Source organism: Neorhizobium populisoli (assembly GCF_019430945.1).
GTDB classification, from domain to species: domain Bacteria; phylum Pseudomonadota; class Alphaproteobacteria; order Rhizobiales; family Rhizobiaceae; genus Neorhizobium; species Neorhizobium populisoli.
Window position 1 is genome coordinate 496,834 of the sequence record NZ_JAHYCB010000001.1, and the last position, 21,585, is coordinate 518,418.

The 21,585-nt window shown below is 58.7% G+C and carries 20 protein-coding genes and 3 tRNA genes; 6 read left to right on the plus strand and 17 right to left on the minus strand.

Features of this window, described 5'->3' with window-relative positions:
- Nucleotides 1–186 precede the first annotated feature (186 nt).
- The 9 genes from rpoB to KX729_RS02505 form a co-directional block, all read right to left on the minus strand.
- Entirely contained in the window at nucleotides 187–4,320 is a 4,134-nt protein-coding gene (gene rpoB, locus KX729_RS02465) for a DNA-directed RNA polymerase subunit beta (protein WP_219740844.1), read from the minus strand.
- A 249-nt stretch (nucleotides 4,321–4,569) separates the two neighbouring features.
- Nucleotides 4,570–4,947 (minus strand): 50S ribosomal protein L7/L12, encoded by a 378-nt coding sequence (rplL, locus tag KX729_RS02470; protein ID WP_219740845.1) that lies wholly within the window; start codon nucleotides 4,945–4,947, stop codon nucleotides 4,570–4,572.
- A gap of 68 nt (nucleotides 4,948–5,015) precedes the next feature.
- Entirely contained in the window at nucleotides 5,016–5,537 is a 522-nt protein-coding gene (gene rplJ / locus KX729_RS02475) for a 50S ribosomal protein L10 (RefSeq protein ID WP_219740846.1), read from the minus strand.
- Between the two features lie 378 nt (nucleotides 5,538–5,915).
- On the minus strand, nucleotides 5,916–6,611 hold the full coding sequence (gene rplA / locus KX729_RS02480; RefSeq protein WP_219740847.1) for a 50S ribosomal protein L1: 696 nt from the start codon (nucleotides 6,609–6,611) through the stop codon (nucleotides 5,916–5,918).
- A 1-nt stretch (nucleotide 6,612) separates the two neighbouring features.
- Nucleotides 6,613–7,044 (minus strand): 50S ribosomal protein L11, encoded by a 432-nt coding sequence (gene rplK, locus KX729_RS02485; protein ID WP_219740848.1) that lies wholly within the window; start codon nucleotides 7,042–7,044, stop codon nucleotides 6,613–6,615.
- A 181-nt stretch (nucleotides 7,045–7,225) separates the two neighbouring features.
- Nucleotides 7,226–7,756 (minus strand): transcription termination/antitermination protein NusG, encoded by a 531-nt coding sequence (nusG, locus tag KX729_RS02490; protein WP_219740849.1) that lies wholly within the window; start codon nucleotides 7,754–7,756, stop codon nucleotides 7,226–7,228.
- A gap of 15 nt (nucleotides 7,757–7,771) precedes the next feature.
- Nucleotides 7,772–7,972 carry a preprotein translocase subunit SecE gene (gene secE / locus KX729_RS02495; RefSeq protein WP_219740850.1) on the minus strand — a complete coding sequence of 67 codons (201 nt, stop codon included), beginning with the start codon at nucleotides 7,970–7,972 and terminating at the stop codon, nucleotides 7,772–7,774.
- Between the two features lie 195 nt (nucleotides 7,973–8,167).
- Nucleotides 8,168–8,243, minus strand: a tRNA-Trp gene (locus KX729_RS02500).
- A 111-nt stretch (nucleotides 8,244–8,354) separates the two neighbouring features.
- Nucleotides 8,355–9,500: a capsular biosynthesis protein gene (locus KX729_RS02505; protein WP_246617389.1), complete on the minus strand. Its 1,146-nt coding sequence runs from the start codon at nucleotides 9,498–9,500 to the stop codon at nucleotides 8,355–8,357.
- Between KX729_RS02505 and KX729_RS33425 the strand changes: the two genes are divergently transcribed.
- A complete protein-coding gene (locus KX729_RS33425) occupies nucleotides 9,444–9,758 on the plus strand; it encodes a hypothetical protein (RefSeq protein WP_246617409.1) in 315 nt (104 codons plus the stop codon). The genes KX729_RS02505 and KX729_RS33425 overlap by 57 nt on opposite strands.
- Nucleotides 9,759–9,921: 163 nt before the next feature.
- On the opposite strand, the gene KX729_RS33430 is transcribed toward KX729_RS33425, so the two are convergent.
- The gene (locus tag KX729_RS33430; protein ID WP_246617410.1) at nucleotides 9,922–10,215 is read right to left on the minus strand and encodes a hypothetical protein; all 294 of its coding nucleotides are present in this window, start codon (nucleotides 10,213–10,215) and stop codon (nucleotides 9,922–9,924) included.
- Between KX729_RS33430 and KX729_RS02510 the strand changes: the two genes are divergently transcribed.
- On the plus strand, nucleotides 10,132–11,208 hold the full coding sequence (locus tag KX729_RS02510) for a capsular biosynthesis protein (protein ID WP_246617390.1): 1,077 nt from the start codon (nucleotides 10,132–10,134) through the stop codon (nucleotides 11,206–11,208). The two genes, KX729_RS33430 and KX729_RS02510, sit on opposite strands and share 84 nt — an antisense overlap.
- Nucleotides 11,209–11,310: 102 nt before the next feature.
- On the opposite strand, the gene tuf is transcribed toward KX729_RS02510, so the two are convergent.
- The 4 genes from tuf to KX729_RS02530 form a co-directional block, all read right to left on the minus strand.
- Nucleotides 11,311–12,486, minus strand: a complete 1,176-nt coding sequence (gene tuf / locus KX729_RS02515) for an elongation factor Tu (RefSeq protein WP_219740837.1) — start codon at nucleotides 12,484–12,486, stop codon at nucleotides 11,311–11,313.
- A 267-nt stretch (nucleotides 12,487–12,753) separates the two neighbouring features.
- Nucleotides 12,754–13,248, minus strand: a complete 495-nt coding sequence (locus tag KX729_RS02520; RefSeq protein WP_219740853.1) for a histidine kinase — start codon at nucleotides 13,246–13,248, stop codon at nucleotides 12,754–12,756.
- A 415-nt stretch (nucleotides 13,249–13,663) separates the two neighbouring features.
- Nucleotides 13,664–13,737, minus strand: a tRNA-Gly gene (locus tag KX729_RS02525).
- Nucleotides 13,738–13,761: 24 nt separating this feature from the next.
- A tRNA-Tyr gene (locus KX729_RS02530) sits at nucleotides 13,762–13,846 on the minus strand.
- 203 nt (nucleotides 13,847–14,049) lie between these two features.
- On the opposite strand from KX729_RS02530, the gene KX729_RS02535 reads away from it, so the two are divergent.
- The 4 genes from KX729_RS02535 to KX729_RS02550 all read left to right on the plus strand — a co-directional run bounded on the left by KX729_RS02535 (nucleotide 14,050) and on the right by KX729_RS02550 (nucleotide 17,947).
- Complete coding sequence (locus KX729_RS02535) at nucleotides 14,050–14,928, plus strand: TrmH family RNA methyltransferase (RefSeq protein ID WP_219740854.1); 879 nt, start codon at nucleotides 14,050–14,052, stop codon at nucleotides 14,926–14,928.
- 101 nt (nucleotides 14,929–15,029) lie between these two features.
- Nucleotides 15,030–15,569, plus strand: coding sequence for a DUF982 domain-containing protein (locus tag KX729_RS02540; protein WP_219740855.1), 540 nt, complete (start codon nucleotides 15,030–15,032; stop codon nucleotides 15,567–15,569).
- A gap of 81 nt (nucleotides 15,570–15,650) precedes the next feature.
- The gene (gene cysQ / locus KX729_RS02545) at nucleotides 15,651–16,424 is read left to right on the plus strand and encodes a 3'(2'),5'-bisphosphate nucleotidase CysQ (protein WP_219741201.1); all 774 of its coding nucleotides are present in this window, start codon (nucleotides 15,651–15,653) and stop codon (nucleotides 16,422–16,424) included.
- Nucleotides 16,425–16,642: 218 nt separating this feature from the next.
- The gene (locus KX729_RS02550; protein ID WP_219740856.1) at nucleotides 16,643–17,947 is read left to right on the plus strand and encodes a UDP-glucose dehydrogenase family protein; all 1,305 of its coding nucleotides are present in this window, start codon (nucleotides 16,643–16,645) and stop codon (nucleotides 17,945–17,947) included.
- 87 nt (nucleotides 17,948–18,034) lie between these two features.
- Here KX729_RS02550 and KX729_RS34365 read toward each other — a convergent pair whose 3' ends face one another.
- From KX729_RS34365 to KX729_RS02565, 3 genes are all read right to left on the minus strand, one after another.
- Entirely contained in the window at nucleotides 18,035–19,075 is a 1,041-nt protein-coding gene (locus KX729_RS34365) for a calcium-binding protein (RefSeq protein WP_219740857.1), read from the minus strand.
- Nucleotides 19,076–19,258: 183 nt separating this feature from the next.
- Nucleotides 19,259–20,344, minus strand: a complete 1,086-nt coding sequence (locus tag KX729_RS02560) for a ligand-gated ion channel (RefSeq protein ID WP_219740858.1) — start codon at nucleotides 20,342–20,344, stop codon at nucleotides 19,259–19,261.
- A gap of 8 nt (nucleotides 20,345–20,352) precedes the next feature.
- Nucleotides 20,353–21,486 carry a cache domain-containing protein gene (locus KX729_RS02565; protein WP_219740859.1) on the minus strand — a complete coding sequence of 378 codons (1,134 nt, stop codon included), beginning with the start codon at nucleotides 21,484–21,486 and terminating at the stop codon, nucleotides 20,353–20,355.
- Between the last annotated feature and the right edge of the window lie 99 nt (nucleotides 21,487–21,585).

Here is a 21,585-nt window from a genome sequence, read left to right on the forward strand (position 1 = left end):
TAGCTCCTTTAGGGGCTAAAAAAGCCCTCAGCTTGCTATCGATGCCGCCCGATTTCCCGGGACGGGCGGACCGAAGCTCAGATACGGTCTTAGCCGCGAAATGCGGCGAAAGTTTCCCGGCCCAGCCGGCGGGAACCGGCGGCGGGAGTGGCGCGCGCTTCTTGGAGCGCGCGCCCTACTCGTTCTTTATTCGGCTGCGTCCGGCAGCTGACCAGCGTTCTCATCGAGCTTGGAATTCTCCAGCTCGACCGACAGACCCAGCGAACGCATTTCCTTGACGAGAACGTTGAAGCTCTCCGGAATGCCCGCTTCGAACGTGTCGTCGCCACGAACGATCGCTTCGTAGACCTTGGTACGGCCAGCCACGTCGTCCGACTTCACGGTCAGCATTTCCTGCAGGGTATAGGCGGCGCCGTAGGCTTCCAGAGCCCAGACTTCCATTTCCCCGAAGCGCTGGCCGCCGAACTGCGCCTTACCACCGAGCGGCTGCTGGGTGACGAGTGAGTACGGACCGATCGAACGCGCATGGATCTTGTCGTCCACGAGGTGGTTCAACTTGATCATGTACATGTAGCCGACGGTGACCTTGCGGTCGAAGGTTTCGCCGGTACGGCCATCGTACAGAACCGACTGACCGGACTCGTTCAGACCCGCCTTCTTCAGCATCGCTGCAACGTCAGGCTCATGCGCACCGTCAAAGACCGGCGTGGCGATCGAGATGCCGCGCTTGGACTGCTCGGCCAGCTTGATGAGCGAAGCGTCATCGAAATGAGCGACTTCGTCCTTGGCCTGGCTGGCATATACGTCCGTCAGCTCACGCTTCAGGTCGGAAATGTCCAGGGTCTTGTGGTACTCTTCGAGCATGTCGCCGATCTTCTTGCCCATGCCTGCGCATGCCCATGCGAGATGGGTTTCAAGAATCTGGCCGACGTTCATGCGCGAAGGCACGCCGAGCGGGTTCAAGCAGATATCGACATGCGTACCGTCTTCGAGGAACGGCATGTCTTCAACCGGAACGATACGCGAGACGACGCCCTTGTTACCGTGACGGCCGGCCATCTTGTCGCCCGGCTGGATCTTGCGCTTCACAGCGACGAAGACCTTGACCATCTTCATGACGCCCGGAGGCATTTCGTCGCCGCGCTGGACCTTTTCGACCTTGTCCATGAAGCGCTGTTCAAGGCGCGACTTGGATTCGTCGTACTGGCCACGCAGAGCTTCGATCTCGCCCTGGACCTTCTCGTCCTCGACCGCAAACATCCACCACTGCGAGCGGGGATATTCAGAGACGATGGCGTTCGCAAGCTCGACGCCCTTCTTGAAGCCCTTCGGACCGGCAACCGATACCTGGCCACGCAGCATGTCGAGCAGACGGCTATAGACGTTACGGTCAAGAATTGACTGCTCGTCGTCGCGGTCCTTGGCGAGGCGTTCGATTTCCTCGCGTTCGATCGCCATCGCACGTTCGTCCTTTTCGACGCCGTGACGGTTGAAGACGCGAACTTCGACGACCGTGCCGAACGTGCCCGGAGGCATGCGCATGGACGTGTCGCGAACGTCGGAAGCCTTTTCACCGAAGATGGCGCGCAGAAGCTTTTCTTCCGGCGTCATCGGGCTTTCGCCCTTCGGGGTGATCTTGCCGACCAGGATGTCGCCCGGCTGAACTTCGGCGCCGATGTAGACGATACCGGCTTCGTCGAGGTTCTTCAGCGCTTCTTCCGAAACGTTCGGAATGTCGCGCGTGATTTCTTCCGGACCAAGCTTGGTGTCGCGGGCCATCACTTCGAATTCTTCGATGTGGATGGAGGTGAACACGTCGTCAGCGACGATGCGTTCCGACATCAGGATCGAGTCTTCGTAGTTGTAACCGTTCCACGGCATGAACGCGACGAGCGCGTTGCGGCCGAGTGCCAGGTCGCCCAGATCCGTGGACGGGCCGTCGGCGATGATGTCACCCTTGTTCAGAATGTCACCGACGGTGACCAGCGGGCGCTGGTTGACGCAGGTGTTCTGGTTGGAACGCTGGAACTTCTGCAGACGATAGATATCGACGCCCGACTTCGACGGATCGAGGTCTTCGGTGGCGCGGATAACGATACGCGTCGCATCGACCTGGTCGACCACACCACCACGGCGGGCAGCGATAGCTGCACCGGAGTCGCGGGCGACGACCGGTTCCATGCCGGTGCCGACGAACGGAGCTTCGGCACGAACCAGCGGAACGGCCTGACGCTGCATGTTTGAGCCCATGAGGGCGCGGTTGGCGTCGTCGTTTTCCAGGAACGGGATCAGAGCCGCGGCAACGGAGACGAGCTGCTTCGGCGAGACGTCCATCAGGTTGATGTTGTCGCGCGGAGCCAGCATGACTTCGCCGGCATGACGGCAAACAACGAATTCTTCAACGAATTCACCGCTCGACGACAGTTCCGAGTTGGCCTGCGCAACGTAATACTTGGCCTCTTCCATGGCGGAGAGGTAGATCACGTCCGTTGTCACCTTGCCGTCCGTGATCTTGCGGTACGGGCTTTCGATGAAGCCGTACTTGTTGACGCGGGCGAAGGTTGCGAGCGAGTTGATCAGACCGATGTTCGGGCCTTCCGGCGTTTCGATCGGGCAGATACGGCCGTAATGGGTCGGGTGAACGTCGCGGACTTCGAAGCCTGCGCGCTCGCGGGTCAGACCACCCGGGCCAAGAGCCGAAAGACGGCGCTTGTGGGTGATTTCCGAAAGCGGGTTCACCTGGTCCATGAACTGCGACAGCTGCGAGGAGCCGAAGAATTCGCGAACCGCGGCAGCTGCCGGCTTCGCGTTGATCAGGTCCTGCGGCATGACAGTGTCGATCTCGATCGACGACATGCGTTCCTTGATGGCGCGCTCCATGCGGAGCAGGCCGAGGCGATACTGATTTTCCATCAGCTCGCCGACAGAACGGACGCGGCGGTTGCCGAGGTTGTCGATGTCGTCGATCTCGCCCTTGCCGTCACGCAGTTCGACCAGCATCTTGACCACGGCCAGGATGTCGTCCTTGCGCAGCGTGCGGACGGTATCAGCGACGTCGAGGTCGAGGCGCATGTTCATCTTGACGCGGCCGACGGCGGAGAGGTCGTAACGCTCCGCATCGAAGAACAGCGAGTTGAACATGGCTTCGGCCGATTCCATGGTCGGCGGTTCGCCCGGACGCATGACGCGATAGATATCGAACAGAGCGTCCTGACGGTTCTCGTTCTTGTCTGCCGACAGCGTGTTGCGGATGTAGGCGCCGACATTGATGTGGTCGATGCCGAGAACCGGGATCTCGTCGAAACCGTGGTCAAGAATGACCTTCAGCGTCTTCTCGTCGATCTCGTCGCCGGCTTCCAGATAGATTTCACCCGTCTGGTAGTTGACGATGTCTTCAGCGAGGAAGTTGCCGTAGAGGTCTTCGTCGGTTGCCTTGAGGGCCTTGAGGCCCTTTTCGGTCAGCGAACGGAGCAGACGCGGGGTCAGCTTCTTGCCGGATTCCACGACGACTTCGCCGGTATCGGCGTCGACCATTTCGGAGAGAGCCTTGGCACCCTTGAGCGTTTCCGCATTGAAGGGAATGCGCCAGCCTTTGCCGTCACGCTCGTAGTTCGACTTCGAATAGAAGGTCGAGAGGATTTCCTCGCCGTCCATGCCGAGAGCCATCAGCAGCGAGCTTACGGGGATCTTGCGGCGACGGTCGATACGGGCGAACACGATGTCCTTGGCGTCAAATTCGATATCGAGCCAGGAACCGCGATACGGGATGACGCGGGCAGCGAAGAGCAGCTTGCCGGAAGAGTGGCTCTTGCCCTTGTCGTGGTCGAAGAACACACCTGGCGAACGGTGCATCTGGGACACGATAACGCGCTCGGTGCCGTTCACGATGAACGTACCGTTGTCGGTCATGAGCGGCATGTCGCCCATGTAGACGGACTGTTCCTTGATGTCCTTGATGGACTTCGCGCCTGTATCCTCGTCGATATCGAACACGATGAGGCGCAGCGTCACCTTGAGCGGCGCTGCGTAGGTCAGGTCGCGCTGGCGGCATTCGTCAACGTCGAACTTCGGCGGTTCGAATTCGTAGGACACGAATTCGAGCATGGAGGCGCCGGAAAAATCGGTGATCGGGAAGACGGACCTGAAGACGGCGTTCAGACCTTCGTCCGGGCGGCCGCCCTTCGGTTCGTCAACCATGAGGAACTGGTCATAGGACGCCTTCTGAACCTCGATGAGGTTCGGCATCTCAGTGACTTCGGGGATTTTTCCAAAAAACTTGCGTACGCGCCTACGACCATTAAAGGAAAGGGTCTGAGCCATCGTCGCTCCTTCAAAATTGCATCCGGGCCTGCAACGGACGGGGTTCGCTGGCCAGTCGATCCCACGTCAACAATGGAATTTCTCAATCTCGTCCCACTTCTCGAACACGCCAGGCCGGATTGCCTTTTCGGTTCGATTCGGGACTATCCTCTTGAGAACCCATTACCCAGGGACCGTTTTCACGGTCCCTGGGTAATAAGTTCGGGGAAACGGGTGGGAGAAGCGAACTTCTCCCACCGCATTCCGATATTACTTAACGTCGACCTTGGCGCCGGCGTCTTCAAGCTTCTTCTTGAGGTCAGCGGCTTCAGCCTTGGAAACGGCTTCCTTGACAGCCTTCGGAGCGCCTTCGACGAGGTCCTTGGCTTCCTTGAGGCCGAGACCGGTGATGGCGCGGACTTCCTTGATGACGTTGATCTTGTTAGCGCCGGCATCCGTGAGGATGACGTCGAACTCGGTCTTTTCTTCTTCAACTGCAGCCGGAGCTGCACCACCGCCAGCGGCAGCAACAGCAACCGGAGCAGCGGCAGAAACGCCCCACTTTTCTTCGAGCATCTTGGAAAGCTCAGCAGCTTCCAGAACGGTCAGAGCAGAGAGGTCTTCAACGATCTTTGCGAGATCAGCCATTTTGATAGTTCCTTATCAATGTTCGGTTCGAAACGAACGAGGTTGGGTTTGAACAGCGAAGTTCCGCCTTATGCGGCTTCTTCGTCCTTCTTGGCATAAGCTGCGAACACGCGGGCAAGCTGAGCTGCCGGTGCCTGAACGACGCCTGCGATGCGGGTGGCCGGGGTCTGAATCATACCCAGCAGTCTTGCACGCAGCTCGTCCAGCGAAGGCAGGGTCGCAAGCGACTTGACACCTTCGGCGTTGAGCGTGGTCGTTCCCATGGCGCCACCGAGGACAACGATCTTGTCGTTGGTCTTGGCGAAGTCCGAGACGACCTTCGGAGCCACAATCGGGTCGACGCTGTAAGCAATCAGCGTCTGGCCTTTGAAGAGATTTGTCATCCCTTCGGCGTCCGTGCCCTGAAGAGCGATCTTGGCCAGGCGGTTCTTCGCGACTTTGACGGTGCCGCCAGCAGCGCGCATCTTCGAACGGAAGTCGTTCATCTGCGCAACTGTGACACCAGCATAGTGGGCCACGACAACCGAACCAGAAGCCTTGAAGACTTCGCTCAGCTCCGTGACGAATTCGCGTTTTTCCGCTCTTTCCACTGTCTGTCTCCAGTAGGTAGGACCGCAATCCTGCAGGCCCTACCGGGTTTGCCTTTGCCTCAAGGGGCCTTACTCAGGATCTGTCGATCCCTTGATGAGGACCCCAAGCGACGCTTGAGGATCCTGTCCCCCCGCACTGTCGCCGAATGGCTCCAGGCACAAGGCACACTAGGCTCGAACCGAACTCGGGGACGCTTGGCGTCCTTAAAACTCGTGTTCTTACCCGTCTCATGCAGGTCAGATGATTAAGGCTGTCATCCCGAGGGATTTAAGCCACCCGCAATCTCGGACAGGAGTTCCGGATTTCTCCGGAAATCCCCGGCCCCGAAGGACCGAGAATTCAATCGGCCGGCGCCCGAAGGCACCGGCAATTCATAATCAGGCCGTAACGGTCGACGGATCGATCTTGACGCCCGGACCCATGGTCGAGGAGATCGCAACGCGCTTGACGTAGTTGCCCTTGGCGCCAGCCGGCTTCGCCTTGATGACGGCGTCGGCAAATGCCTTGATGTTTTCTTCCAGAGCCTTGGCTTCGAACGAGGCCTTGCCGATGCCGGCGTGGATGATACCAGCCTTCTCGACGCGGAACTCGACAGCACCACCCTTGGAAGCCTTGACGGCACCGGTGACGTCCATGGTGACGGTACCGACCTTCGGGTTCGGCATCATGCCGCGCGGGCCGAGAACCTTACCGAGGCGGCCGACGAGCGGCATCATGTCCGGGGTCGCGATGCAGCGATCGAAGTCGATCTTGCCGCCCTGGACGATTTCGACGAGGTCTTCTGCGCCGACGATGTCAGCACCAGCAGCCTTGGCTTCGTCAGCCTTGGCGCCACGTGCGAAGACAGCAACGCGAACGTCACGGCCGGTGCCGTTCGGCAGATTGACGACGCCACGAACCATCTGGTCGGCATGACGCGGGTCAACGCCGAGGTTCATGGAGATTTCAACGGTTTCGTCGAACTTCGCGGTCGCACGAACCTTGACCATCGAGATGGCGTCGGTGAGCGCTACGAGCTTGGTCGGATCAACGCCTTCGCGGATCTTCTGAATACGCTTTGCAAGCTTTGCCATGTTATGCCACCACTTCCAGGCCCATGGCGCGGGCAGAGCCCTCGATCATGGCCATTGCGCCTTCGAGATCGGCAGCGTTGAGATCCTTCATCTTCGCCTTGGCGATCGTTTCGATCTGAGCCTTGGTCAGGGTGCCAGCCTTGGCGCCCTTGCCCGGGGTCTTCGAACCGGAGGTGATCTTCGCTTCCTTCTTCAGCCAGTACGAAACCGGCGGCTGCTTCATAGCAAACGTGAAGGACTTGTCCTGGAAATAGGTGATGACGACCGGGATCGGCATGCCCTTTTCCATTTCCTGCGTGGCGGCATTGAACGCCTTGCAGAATTCCATGATGTTGATGCCACGCTGACCAAGTGCAGGACCGATCGGCGGGGACGGATTAGCCGACCCTGCCTTCACCTGCAGCTTGAGTTGGCCCATAACTTTCTTAGCCATTGCTCTCTGCCTTTCGTAACGGACCGGTCTCCCGGTCCTTTATGCCGGGCATGCCCGGCGGCTGCGGTTGCGTGGTGCGGATCGTTGAGGTCCGGCTAAGACCCCTCACCTTCCACGCGGGTTGCGGCAAACGCCGCACGAGGCCTGCTGAAAAACAGCAGACCTCATTCTTAAAAATCTATCAGACCTTCTCGACCTGAGCGTATTCCAGCTCGACCGGGGTGGCGCGACCGAAGATCGAGACTTCCACCTTGAGGCGGGAGCGCTCTTCGTCGACATCCTGAACGACGCCGTTGAACGACGCGAACGGGCCGTCGGAAACGCGAACCTGTTCGCCGATCTCGAAGGAGATCGAGGACTTCGGCCGCTCGACACCTTCCTGGACCTGACCCAGAATGCGATCGGCTTCGAAGTCCGGGATCGGAACCGGCTTGTTGTCGGAACCGAGGAAGCCCGTCACCTTCGGCGTGTTCTTGATGAGGTGATAAGCCTCGTCCGTCAGGTTCGCCCGAACCATGACATAGCCCGGGAAGAACTTGCGCTCGGAATCGACCTTGCGGCCGCGGCGCACTTCCACGACCTTCTCGGTCGGCACGAGGATCTTCTCGAACAGGTGCTCAAGCCCTTTCTGGCGAGCCTTGTTCTCGATGTCCTCGGCAACCTTCTTTTCAAAGTTTGAATATGCGTGGACGATGTACCAGCGCGCCGCCATTTTTATTCTCCAGAATCAAACGCTGACGTTCAGGATCAGGCGCAGAAGCCAACCCATCAACTGATCTGCAGCGAAGAAAAACAGCGCGGCAAATACGACCATAACCAAAACCATGGCCGTCGAGATCATGGTCTCACGACGGGAAGGCCAATGAATTTTGGACGCTTCAGAGCGCACCTGGCGCAGAAACGTAACGGGATTGGTTTTCGATGCCATCGCTGCCCACGCAATTACGGCGCGTAAAGCTGAACTCTCTCAGCCCCACGCACCGCGTGTCTGTTTTGACCTACATAAACACCGCTTCCCGCTTTCACAAGAGGAAAACAGCATTCGATTCATTTTACCGTCATATATACGGCTGCCTTGTCAGAGGAATTCTGCTGCGGATCGTTTCGCGCAATCATCTGAAAATGGCAGGGGCGGCCGGGCTTGAACCGACGACCTGCGGTTTTGGAGACCGCCGCTCTACCAACTGAGCTACACCCCTTCAGCTCCCACTTCCGAACCGGAACTTCCGATCCCTGTCAGCGGGCTAGGCGCTCCCTTTAAGGCGATGCGTCACGCATTGCAAGAGCATTTTTTCGATTATCTGTGCGTTCTATCTCAGCTTTCCGCCATGCCCATCCGGCAGGTCGGCGAAACCGGCCACGGAAAGCGCTGTTTCCGGCGAGCCACCCAGGATTTCCTTGCCGGCGAGATCGAGAAGGCCTGTGGATTGTGCGCGCCGCTCCGCCGCCATCGGCAACCGGCGCCAGGCAAACCGCGGCGGTTTCTCGACATATGCACCCGGCTCATTGACCAGACCGTCGCGAATCCGGGCCACGATTCTCTCGGCCCCGAGGCGCCGTCCTTCCGCGTGATAAAAATTGCCCTTGATTTGCACGCTGCCCGCAAGCGCCTTGATGAAATCCGCCAAAAGCGTCTGATTGATCTCACTGGGATGACGCCAGAAGCTGTCAATTCCGCTTTGGTGGGTTAGACCCGGAACATCGTAGACCGCGGCTCCCAGCGCGATCGTTGGCACTCCCGCACGCAAACTGTGAAGCCCTGTCGTCGAATTGACGACGACGACCCCGTGACAGGCACTGAGGATCGCAGGAAGATTGCCGATCTCGATGAAACAGACCCTGCCCTGTAGCCGGAACCGATCGGTGAGTTTTTCTACGATCTTCCTCCAGCCCTCAAGATCGTTATCCAGAGGATGCTGCTTGATAATGAGCCGGCTGTTTTCCGGCGCATGCCGCGCAAAGGACCCCATCACCTGCTCGAGCATCTGCGACAGATGCCGGTAGGGAGAGTTTGCGCGGATCTGATAATCGCTCTGAAGCTGCAACGCGATCAGGTAATTCTTCTTGGTGCTGTCTTCGAGCAAGCCTTCCGGCAGATCGTGGCGCTTCCTGAACATGCGGGGCAACCAGGACAGATAGTCGACAAGAGAATCGTAGTATTTGTCCGACCGATAGAACGGGAACATCCAACGACCGAAATAGGAGGACAGGTTATAGATGACCTCGTTGGTCGCCTCCTGGCCGAACGTATGGCCGTAGTGGGCGTGAAGGTCCGGCGCTTCGACCTTTGCGGCGATCTGGCGGATATGATCCGGATCGCTGGGGAAGTGGGAAAACCGCCCCATCCCGTCGCGCTCCAGCGTGATCCAGTCAGGCCGGAGGTAGCCGAATTCCACGGCATGACACCGAACACCGAGTTTCCGTCCGATACGGGCCGCGAACCGGTGATAGGGCAACCGGTCGGCATAATAGAGAATGTCGGTAATCTCTTCGCGGCGAATCAGGTCAGCCAGAAAACGCGGCCACTTGCGCAGCGTGCCGCGATAGTTGATAGCACCGCTTTTGCGCCAGTAGAGCTGGTCGCCGAAAGAAAAGTTGACCCGCTTGGTCTCGATCCCCTCCGCCTCGAACGTATCAGCCAGCTGATACCAGAACGTCGAGGGGGGACCTTGCAGAAACAAAACTTTGGTCATGCGGAAGCCAATGCTGCTTGAGACTCGGAGGCACGTTCAACTAAATTACGAAAGCGAATTCAACTATGAGATTTAACTGTAAGGACCAGCGCCTATTTTCATGAAGGCCCCCTCTCCGTCAATGCTAAACGATGAGCTGCCAGCCTCTGACCACAGCATGCGGGACGTATCGTCGCGCAGGTTTCTATTTCTTCAGGGGCCGGCGTCGCCATTCCTGCGCATCCTCGCGAAAGCTCTTGAAAAGAAAGGCGCTTCCGTCCGTAAAATTTCGGTCTGCATCGGAGATGTGGTGTTTTGGTGGCCGCGTTGGAGCGATTTTTACCGAGGCAAGGCGATTGACTGGCCGGTGTATCTCGATCGCTACATCAGCGATCACAATATAACCGATCTCGTCATGTTGGGTGATGGCAGGGCGCTTCATGCAGCGGCTGCGGAACTTGGAATTGAGCGAGGAATCAACGTCCATATCCTCGAACACGGCTATCTTCGGCCCGACTGGCTGACAATAGAACCTGACGGCATGACGGCACATTCGCGCTTTCCGAACCAGCTTGCCGCGCTGCAATCATTTGCAGCCGGTCAGCCGCCTGTCGTGAAGGGCGGGCTGTTCGCTTCAAGCTTCCTGACTTACGCGGTCTACGATCTTACCTTCCATATCCCGAATGTATTGCTTGGCTGGCTGCTTCATCCGCATTACCGCGCACACGGCCCGGTACATCCCGTTTTGGAATACGGTGGATGGGTATGGAAAGGACTGACGGTGCGTCGTCGCAAGGCACGAGCGGACAAGGCAATCGCAGCAAGCCTGACGCCCAGCCCCGACGGCAAACCGCATTTCTTTTTGTTCCCCCTGCAACTGCCGGGAGATTATCAGCTCCGCAATTATGCACCGAGCGGAGACATCTTCCGTATCGTGGAGGCAACGATCGCCTCCTTCGCGCGGCATGCGCCGAAGCGAAGCCGACTGCTTTTCAAGGTCCATCCGATCGACAACGGCTTGTCGCGGTGGAAGGAGAGGATTGAGGAAGCGTCGCGACAGCATGGCGTGCCGGAGCGCGTTTTCCTGGCAGATGGCGGGAGCACGGACGCATTGATAGAGGTCGCCGACGGGATCGTAACCGTCAATTCCACGGTCGGCCTGACCGCGCTTGGCGCAGGGCGGCCGGTCTTAGCTTTGGGCTCGGCGATATACGACATTGACGGCCTGACGTCGCAGGGAAGCCTTGCGGATTTCTGGCGCAATCCTCCGGCACCGGACCGAACGTTGTTCGACACCTTCAACCGCGCGCTTGCCGCCACCACGCAGGTCCGTGGCGGTTTCATCGGCCGCGAGGCAATCCGTACCGGCGCGGAAAACATTGCCGAGAGGCTGATGGAACCGGAGCCGAGACTGCCGATCGGACTTCGAAAGCCACGGGGTGTGAGGGACTTCCGTTACGAGAGCGAGCTTTTCGGCGTGGCGCCCCCATGAACGCCTGACTCAGCGGCGGCCACAATTCATCCGAAATGCCGACAAGCAAAAAGGCCTCGCTGTTTCCAGCGAGGCCTTTCTTATTTCAATGATCGATCGAAATTACTCGATGATCGAGGCAACGATGCCTGCGCCGACGGTACGGCCGCCTTCGCGGATTGCGAAGCGCAGCTTTTCTTCCATGGCGATCGGAACGATCAGCTCGACCGAAACCGTGACGTTGTCGCCAGGCATAACCATTTCCGTGCCTTCCGGCAGCGAAACGATACCCGTGACGTCCGTCGTGCGGAAGTAGAACTGCGGACGGTAGTTGGTGAAGAACGGCGTATGACGGCCGCCTTCTTCCTTCGTCAGGATGTAGGCTTCTGCCATGAACTTCTTGTGCGGCTTGACCGAACCCGGCTTGCACAGGATCTGGCCACGCTCGACGCCGTCACGGTTCACACCGCGAACGAGAGCGCCGATGTTGTCGCCGGCCTGGCCCTGATCGAGCAGCTTGCGGAACATTTCAACGCCGGTAACCGTCGTCTTCGAGGTGGCGCGGATGCCGACGATCTCGACTTCTTCACCAACCTTGACGATGCCGCGCTCGACGCGACCGGTCACGACCGTACCACGACCCGAGATCGAGAACACGTCTTCGATCGGCATCAGGAACGGCATGTTGATCGGACGCTCAGGCGTCGGGATGTAGGCATCGACAGCCGCCATCAGTTCGCGGATCGCGTCTTCGCCGATCTTCTTGTCGGAATCTTCGAGAGCGGCCAGAGCCGAACCCTTGACAATCGGAATGTCGTCGCCCGGGAAGTCGTAGGACGACAGAAGTTCGCGAACTTCCAGTTCGACGAGTTCCAGAAGTTCTGCGTCGTCGACCTGGTCGACCTTGTTCAGGAACACGACGATTGCCGGAACGCCAACCTGGCGAGCGAGCAGGATGTGCTCGCGGGTCTGCGGCATCGGGCCGTCAGCTGCAGAGCAAACCAGGATCGCGCCGTCCATCTGTGCGGCACCGGTGATCATGTTCTTGACGTAGTCGGCGTGGCCGGGGCAGTCAACGTGAGCATAGTGACGAGCAGGCGTCTCGTATTCGACGTGTGCCGTCGAAATGGTGATGCCACGTGCCTTTTCTTCCGGCGCTGCGTCGATCTGGTCATACGCCTTGAACTCGCCGAAATACTTCGTGATTGCGGCAGTCAGCGACGTCTTGCCATGGTCAACGTGACCAATCGTGCCGATGTTGACGTGCGGCTTATTGCGCTCAAACTTGCTCTTTGCCATTGAATGCATCCTGTGAACATAAGAGGTGGACCCGGAAGCCGGGTTTGGTGTCGCCGTTTAAGGCTTTCCACCAGAATGCGCAAGACATAATTACGACGGGCGGCAGGACAAGGGTTCCCGCTATCGAAGTGTGCAAAAACAACGCGAAATTTGCCTGCCATCGCATTCGGCGCAATGCATAAATGCAAAAGCCGCCGCCCCCTGTGACGAGGAGTGCGACGGCTCTGTTCATCGGACGATCGACGGTGCCGACCTATCCTTACAAGGTTACTTGGCCGGCTTCAGCGAGGTGAGGATGCCGGTCAGTTCCTTGGCATGCGCTTCCTGTTCGCCCTTGGAACCCCAGTAGGTAGCGACCAGAAGCTTGCCAGGCTTGGCGGCGATGAGAGCGATGCCGATCGAGACGTCACCGTCCTTGTCCTTGCCGCTCCAATCGAAAGTGACCATGTCCATGCCGTTCAGCTTGTCCTGCCCCTGCTTCTGGGTCGCGGTGTCAACGGTTACGCCGTTGTTCTGCAGGAACGCGAAAGCATCGTTGATGACCTTTTCGGTGGTCTTGTCGTCGGCGACGTCGAACGCGATGTAGATCGCGTCATCATCGGAGTTCGCCTGAATACCGTAATCCGTCTCTTCCGGGCCCCAGGAATCCGGGATCGATATCTGTGCGACCGGATCATCGGTCGGGAAGAGCAAGGTGGCGGCGAACGAAGCGGACGGCAGCAACATGGTTGCGACTGCCGCGGCGAGAAGAAATTTCTTCATGGATAGGTTTCCATCTCTAAAGCGATTGAAGCGGTCTTGATATACCGGCGACCGACGTTCTACCGGGCACGATTAAAGACTCTACAGCGCCGCCAGGAGAGAATGATGGATTGTCAAAAATAGTCAGAACGCATTTCAGGAACGCAACTTGAAACCCAGCCAGGTGACACGCCCCGATGTGGCATTTCACCTGTTTACCCCTCTCCCCATGCCCAACATCAAGTCACGAATGCGGGCGGGGGAAATATAGCATGGCGCGAGAATCTTGGCTATCGATCTCGCAGGAATGAACAGCCTGCAGATCGCCTGCCGCAAAGGCTCCGGATGCGAAAAATAAACACAGAGCAGGCAACGGAGCGCGCGCAATACGAACGAGTGCTTGCCTGCGTTGACGAGGATTACTTTATGGAAGAGATGGAGCGGGTAGCGGGAATCGAACCCGCGTATTCAGCTTGGAAGGCTGCTGCTCTACCATTGAGCTATACCCGCGGGGGTGGTCCGATCTGAGACGAATGGTGGAGAGAGTTGGATTTGAACCAACGTAGGCTGAGCCAACGGATTTACAGTCCGTCCCCTTTAACCACTCGGGCATCTCTCCAGTTATTCGTCCGGATCGTTAGACCAAGTTTGCAAGACTTCGTTGGCTGGTCGCCCCGTCGTCTGCGCCGCGTATATGGCCGGATGATTTCAGTCTGTCAACACGATGAATGTGCAAAAATGACGAAAATAATTCAGTCCTTCTTTTCAGCCTGTGGATGAGCGAGGGCTTTGCCGGCGAAGCCTAGATAGCTATAAAGCCTCATGAGCAAGGACAAAACACCAGACAAATCCGGCCGTGACAGCCACTATGCAACGCTTCGCCGCAACGTGCGCGATGCCAAGCGTGAGCGGGGCGAAATCCCGACGCCGCAGCAAAAGCGACAGAAATCCAACAAGGACTGGAAGCCGCCGCAGCTTCAGCCGGAACAGGTCTTCCTTTATGGCCTGCATACGGTGCGCGCGGCGATCGACAATCCGGAACGCAGGCTGGTGAAGCTTTCGGTCACCCAGAATGCGTTTGCGCGGCTGGATATCGGCGAAGCGGAAGCATTGAAGTTTCCCGTAGAATTCGTCGCGCCGCAGGATATCGACAATGTGCTCGGCCCGGAAGCAATCCACCAGGGTGTGATGCTGGAGACCCGAGCGCTGCCGGCACGCCGGCTGGACGCGCTGAAGAACAGCCCGCTGCTTCTCGTCCTCGATCAGGTCACCGATCCGCACAATGTCGGCGCGATCATGCGCTCCGCCGTTGCGTTCGGCGCCGGCGCCATCATCACCACCCAGAGACATAGCCCGACCGAATCCGGCGTGCTTGCCAAGTCGGCCTCCGGAGCGCTTGAACTCATCCCTTATATACAGATCACCAATCTCGCCGATGCGGTCGCCGAACTTCACAAGCTCGGCTTCCAGACGATCGGCCTTGATTCGGAGGGCCCTGCCCCGATCGAAGGCACGTTCCGGGGTGATCGTGTCGCTCTGGTGCTCGGTTCAGAAGGAAAAGGTCTCAGGCAGAAAACCCGCGAGACCGTGTCGGATCTGGCGCGACTGGACATGCCCGGCGAGATCAAATCCCTCAATGTTTCGAATGCTGCAGCTGTGGCTCTCTATGCCACCCGGCAGCATCTGGCGAAGGTCAAGTAGCGAGCTGTATTCCCCGGATCGATGCAAATCATCGATTGCGAATCCACCCCTGCACAAGGCCCATATGCATATCTCCTAATGTCAATATGCGGGAGAGACGCATGGATCGTGGCGCATGGAAAAAGCCGGTCGTCCTGGAAATGTACGGAAGGCCCGGAATTATCCGGGTCGGAGATACGCTGGACGCAGCTATTCTTCTCCTCGGCGACTGGCATTCGAGGCGAACCGACGCCCAAGCCACCGCCGTTCTGACTTGCCGGGACGTCTTGAAAGGCAAGGCGCAACCGGGTCTGGCCCGGGCGGTGTTTATCGATGCCGTGCTTGATGCCGGTTATCACATCCTGCCGGAAACCTTTCTCGAAGAGCGCTGGGGGCCGCCCGTCAGTGCAGAGGGAGATCGCGGCTATATTTTCCCTCGCCCGGATACCCCGATCGCGCTCCCGCGCAACGCAAGCCCCACCCCGGCCTATGCCCGCAAGGGGATCGCGCCCTCCTCCTCAAATACCGAACATGCGCATATCTCCGAGCTGGTCCGCCACCTCGGCGAAACCCTGATGCTGATTGCCGTGAAGATTTTCCGAAGCGGCACCGGCCTGTTTGACATAGAGGTGCGACGCAAGCTGCGCCGACAGATGCGATGAGTGGTTTGCGACTCCCCTGAAGCGTTCAAATATGTCATGGGAAGGCTCCGATCCGTACTTGGCCTGCCTTTCATGAAAGCATTGCTCGACACATTCGAAAAAGCCGCCCTGCTCGCCGGCCAGACCATCATGGACGTCTATCGCGCCGGGCCGAACACCAGCTACAAGGCCGACCATTCTCCCGTGACGGAAGCGGACGAGCGCGCCGAAGCCATCATCCTTGCGGAGCTTGAGCGTCACTGCCCGGAAATTCCGGTCGTCGCCGAAGAATCGGTCGCTGCAGGCCGGATACCGGACATCAGCGGCCGGTCTTTCATTCTCGTCGATCCACTCGACGGCACCAAGGAATTCGTCAACAGGCGTGACGATTTTACAGTCAACATCGCGCTGATCGAAGACGGCTTTCCGGTGCTGGGCGCCGTTTACGCCCCCGCCCTTTCCGTCGCCTATCTCGGTGGGAGTGGTGAGGCAAGCAAGCTTGTCATCGACGGTCACTTCCAGGTGACAAGCCGGCAGACTATTGCTGCCCGCCCGGCCAGGACACCTCCAGTCGTAGTCGCGAGCCGGTCGCACAACTCCGCCGAGACGGAGGACTTCCTTCAGAAATCCGGCGTGTGCGATATCCAGTGCATCGGCTCGTCGCTGAAATTCTGTCTGCTCGCCGAAGGCATAGCCGATCTCTACCCCCGCTTCAGCCGGACGATGGAATGGGATACCGCCGCAGGCGACGCAGTCCTGCGCGCGGCGGGAGGCCTGACCACCGACATTCACGGCGTGCCGCTGCGATATGGCAAGATCGGCCCGTATGGCGCCATAGATTTCGTCAATCCGGATTTCATCTCCCGGGGGCGCTGACGCCAAAGCCGTATCGTCATATCGGCGTCACCTGCCGCGCCAATATTCCGCGTCGCATTTCCGCTCTCCCGCTATCTCCAACCAGCGGGGTAAAAGCGCGCAATTCCCAAGTGGAATTAATCCTGTCTCGCATGATGCATTGCAATAAAAACAGGATGCGCTAGGAAAAACTTGAATTGCGGGCGGATATTCTGCCCAACCGTAAAGAGGACTGCTTTATGCGTATTGTAATGGTCGGATCGGGTTATGTCGGCCTGGTCTCTGGTGCGTGCTTTGCGGATTTCGGGCACGATGTCATTTGCGTCGACAAGGCTGTGGAAAAAATCGAGGCCTTGAAGAAGGGCATTATCCCGATCTTTGAACCCGGCCTGGACGCGCTCGTCGAGAGCAATGTGAAGGCCGGCCGCCTGTCCTTCACCACGGACCTGACCGAAGCCGTCGCTGAAGCAGACGTCGTTTTCATCGCCGTCGGCACGCCTTCGCGCCGCGGTGACGGCCATGCCGACCTTGGTTATGTCTATGCAGCTTCCAGCGAGATCGCTGCTGCGATCAAGGGCTTTACCGTTATCGTCACCAAGTCGACCGTGCCGGTCGGCACCGGCGACGAGGTCGAGCGCATTATCCGGGAAACCAATCCGGAAGCCGATTTCGCTGTCGTTTCCAATCCAGAATTCCTGCGCGAAGGCGCGGCGATCGAAGATTTCAAGCGCCCTGACCGTATCGTCGTCGGCCTGTCCGACGAGCGCGCCCGCGCTGTCATGACGGAAGTCTATCGCCCGCTCTATCTCAACCAGTCGCCGCTGCTCTTCACCTCGCGTCGTACGTCCGAGCTGATCAAGTATGCCGCAAACGGCTTCCTGGCGATGAAGATCACCTTCATCAACGAAATGGCGGATCTCTGCGAGCGCGTCGGCGCAGATGTACAGGACGTTTCCCGCGGCATCGGCCTCGATGGCCGTATCGGCTCGAAGTTTCTGCATGCCGGTCCGGGTTATGGCGGCTCCTGCTTCCCGAAAGACACGCTGGCGCTGGCCAAGACTGCGCAGGACTATGACGCACCGGTTCGCCTGATCGAGACGACGATTGCCGTCAACGACAACCGCAAGCGTGCAATGGGCCGCAAGGTTATCGCGGCGGTGGGCGGCGACGTGCGCGGCAAGAAGGTTGCCGTGCTCGGTCTCACCTTCAAGCCGAATACCGACGATATGCGCGACAGCCCGGCCATCGCCGTTGTCCAGACGCTGAAGGATGCCGGCGCGATTGTCTCCGGCTACGACCCGGAAGGCATGGAAAATGCCAAACAGATGATGGATATCGAGTTTGCCAGCGGCCCCTATCAGGCTGCGGAAGGCGCCGATGTGGCGGTTCTCGTGACCGAGTGGAACGAATTCCGTGCGCTCGACCTCGAACGACTGAAATCCGTGATGAAGAGCCCGATCCTCGTCGACCTGCGCAATGTCTATCGTGCGCCGGAAGTCGAGGCGCATGGCTTCACCTATACCGGCGTCGGCAAGGCGGACTGATATCGTCCTGCCTCAAAGACGGCCAATATGGACAACGAAAAAGCGCCGGGTTTCCCCGGCGCTTTCTTTTTGGAATGTCGATCAGCTTCAGAGATAGAAATCGCCGGCATACATCTTGGTGACGCCGGTTACCGCGATCTGGAAATCCGCGACCCCGTCGCCATTCACGTCACCGGAAACAATACCGCCGCTGAACCGCAGTTCGCCTGCCTCGCCAGAAAACGCCTTTGAGCCGATGAATTCGAAATTCTGGTTGCCGCCGAACGTGGTGTCCGCGTCGATGGCGTGCAGGTCGATATAGTCGTCTTCGCTGGCGTAGAAATCCTGGATGACATCGCGCTTGGATCCGACGGCGCTCTCCGACCACGTCGTGAAGACAAACGTGTCGGCACCCGTGCCGCCATTCAGGTAATCCATACCGGAACCGCCGTAGAGCTTGTCATTACCGGAACCGCCATAGAGCTTGTCATTGCCGCTGCCGCCGTAAAGCGTGTCATTGCCGGCCTTGCCGTCCAGAATGTCGTTGCCACCGTCGCCCCAAAGCTTGTTGGCGACGGAGGAACCGTAGATCGTATCCGCTACACCGGTGCCGATGGCATTCTCGATGCTGACCAGCGTTTCCTTGTAGCTCGTGCCCTTGGTTGCTGCGACACCCTTCTGCAGGTCGATCGACATGCCGCGGCCGGAAAGATCGGAATCCTCGTCCTGCGTCTCATAGCTGATCGTGTCATTGCCGGAGCCGCCATTGAAATAGTTGCGGAAGCCGACCGAGAAGAAAGCATCGTTCCCCTCTTCGCCGTAATAATCGCTGTGATAGGTCGATACTTCGAACTTGTCGTTGCCAAGGCCGCCGTAGACGACGTCATAATATTTGGAGGAGGTCGAGAAACCGGTAGCAATATACGAATCGTTGCCGGAACCGAGATCGACGCGATTGCCGCCTTCGAAATAGTTGCGCACCAGATCGTTATCTGCGCCCGCATAGACGGTGTTGAAGCCGCCGTATTTGCCGGTGAGGTTCAGATAGATGCGATCATTGCCGGCATAACCGTAGATGGTGAGGTCGTGGCCGTAATCATCCTGATAGATGGTATTGCTGCTATTCGTACCCTTGACTACTGCCGCCACGCTGGCCTCCTGAGAACAGTTTGCCTTCTAAAATTGGGAAGACTGCCGCGATATTATCAGGACAGAATAAACCTAGCCATAACAGGTCGTTGTCTGCCGTTCATCTAGGTTAATGGCCGAGCCGGCGGCCTTAGTGTGAAAGGAGCCCGTGGCGCGACACTGCGGGCTTCCAGAAGCAACACTTCACACATAGGCCGTGAACATGAAAGTCGCCACCAGCAGCGCCACGATCAACGGCAGCGCCCACATGACCGCCGCGTAGGCCTGTTCCTGAACGTAGCGACCGAACATTTTCTCGACCACGTTGAACCGCGAGAAGAGGATATTGATGACCAGGGCCGCCGCGAGCGTCAGATAGTTTAACGCAAACAGCCGGTTGACCGTGTTGTCCCCCACCGACAGCGCCGTAAAGCTGCTGTAGACGGTAAAATTCAGGGCAATGACCGCAAAAAGCCCGCCGATGATGATATTCACCAACTCGAACGTATCGACCTGGAAAATTCCATCTTCCGTCCGGTTCAGCCAGATGGCCAGAAGCGGGATGAGCAGCGAAGCCATCAACGGAATAAAGATCGATGCAACGATCAAGCCCGGCTTTCGCTGCATGTCGAGTGCCGCAACGACCTGAGATTCGGCACTATTGTACCACCCCTTGGCCGCGCCGGTTCGCATATCGACAAGACCGATCATCCAGTCCTGGATTTCGACGTCCTGAGACGGCCGGCTGAACTCGATATCGGGTTGGGTAATCCGCAGCGCGACCTGACCAACCGGATAATCCTTTACCCGCACACGCACCGGCAGGTCCTGCCGATCGAACGGGAAACGATTGAGGTCGATATCGACGGCGAAATTGCCCGTCACGCGGTGCATCAGCTCCATGCGTCCGGTCGGGTAGATCCGCAGCCCATAATCGGACTGGCTCGGCTCCCCATCCGCGTTGGCGATCACCAGCGGTGGAACCCAGATGGATTTCATCTTTTCGCGTGCCGCATCGCCAATCAGCGTCTGCGGCGGCGCACCGGCAGGCGCCGAGGGATCGGAGAGACGCAGATCGTCCCATCGCGCCCGGATATCGATCGTGGCGGAAAACTGGCCCTTGTTTTCATCGAAGCCGGAAATGTCGACGAAGGCGATGCCGAGCTGTACCTCGACCGGCAGGCCCTTGTCGGGCGGCAGACCGGTATCATTCTGCGCCGCCGCAGACGCAACAAAGGCGATCACGGCCAGCCCTAGCGCCAGGAAAAGAGAACGGAAAGGAAGGGTCATCGCCGGCCTCATTTCGAAGCGTTGGCGAGCCGATGGGCCCGGACTTTGTCGTAGAACTGGGCGATCGGCCGCATTTCGTCCGGAAAGCGATCGGCACCGCCGATTTCGGTAAGCGTGTCTCCGTTGGAAACCTTCTCGAAACCTTCCGACAGAACTTGCAGCGGACGGGTGATGAAACCGCGCAGGATGGTGACCACCACGCCGGCTAGAAGCAGGATGGCGATACCGGCAAAAGCGGCCTGCCAGATGAACGTGCGGTCGGCGGCGGCGCGCGAGCCGCTGAAATCCGCCGTGGCGACGATGACCCCAAGCGGCGTGCCGGAAACATTCGTAAGCGGCAGCAGAACGACGCCGCGGACGATGCCATTCACTTCGCGTACATAAGTGACGGGCTCGTTGACGACGGCAAGGTCTTCCGGTGTGGCAACGGACGACATCAGAACGCCATTGGTCGATTCGAAGCGGATATATTTGCCGAAACGATTCTGATCCCCGAGACGCTCCGGATCGATGCCCTTGGCCAATTCGCGCAGCGGCTTCTCTTCGACAAACACGCCGAGATCGAAATTATATGCCGATTTCAACGAGGCCAGCAGCGGTCCGAAGGCGATGCCGACCTCGAAACTGCCGAGATGTTTGCCGCTCGCATCGAAGACCGGCGTGCCGCCGAAAATGCCTGGGCCATTGGCGGCGATCGCCCCGCTTTTCAGCGGAACCTTGTCCCGGTTGAGTGCAACCACCATGGGCCGCGTCGTCGTCAGGTCGTCGCCGAACTTGTTCGGATCGTGCAGGCGAAGGAAGGATTGTGCCGGCGCAAGATGAAACTGCGCCTGGTCGACGCCGTGGCGGTTCTTCTGATTGGTGAACATCTTGCCGAGTTCAGCCATCAGGCCCGCGCGATCCTGCGCAGCGAAGAGCTGCTGGACACGCGGCAGATCGGCAATCAGCTCGGCCCGCGCCAAAGCCTTGTTTTGTGCGTCGGAAAGCGCTGTTTCGACGATCGACTGCATCAGCGTGAACTGTTGCTTCTCCACATCGCCGACCATGCCGGCGAAGAGCCGCATGGAGGAGAATGTCGTTGCGCCGATAACCACCGCGATAGCAATCACGATGGCGGCCGGAGCCGATTTCCTGAATTTCATTTTAACCCCCTAAGGCCCGCCCCCGGGCCTGTAGGGATTTATATCAGATTCTAAGCCAACGAGGATGAGGAAAACCAGGATGTCAAAAATGCTCATTCG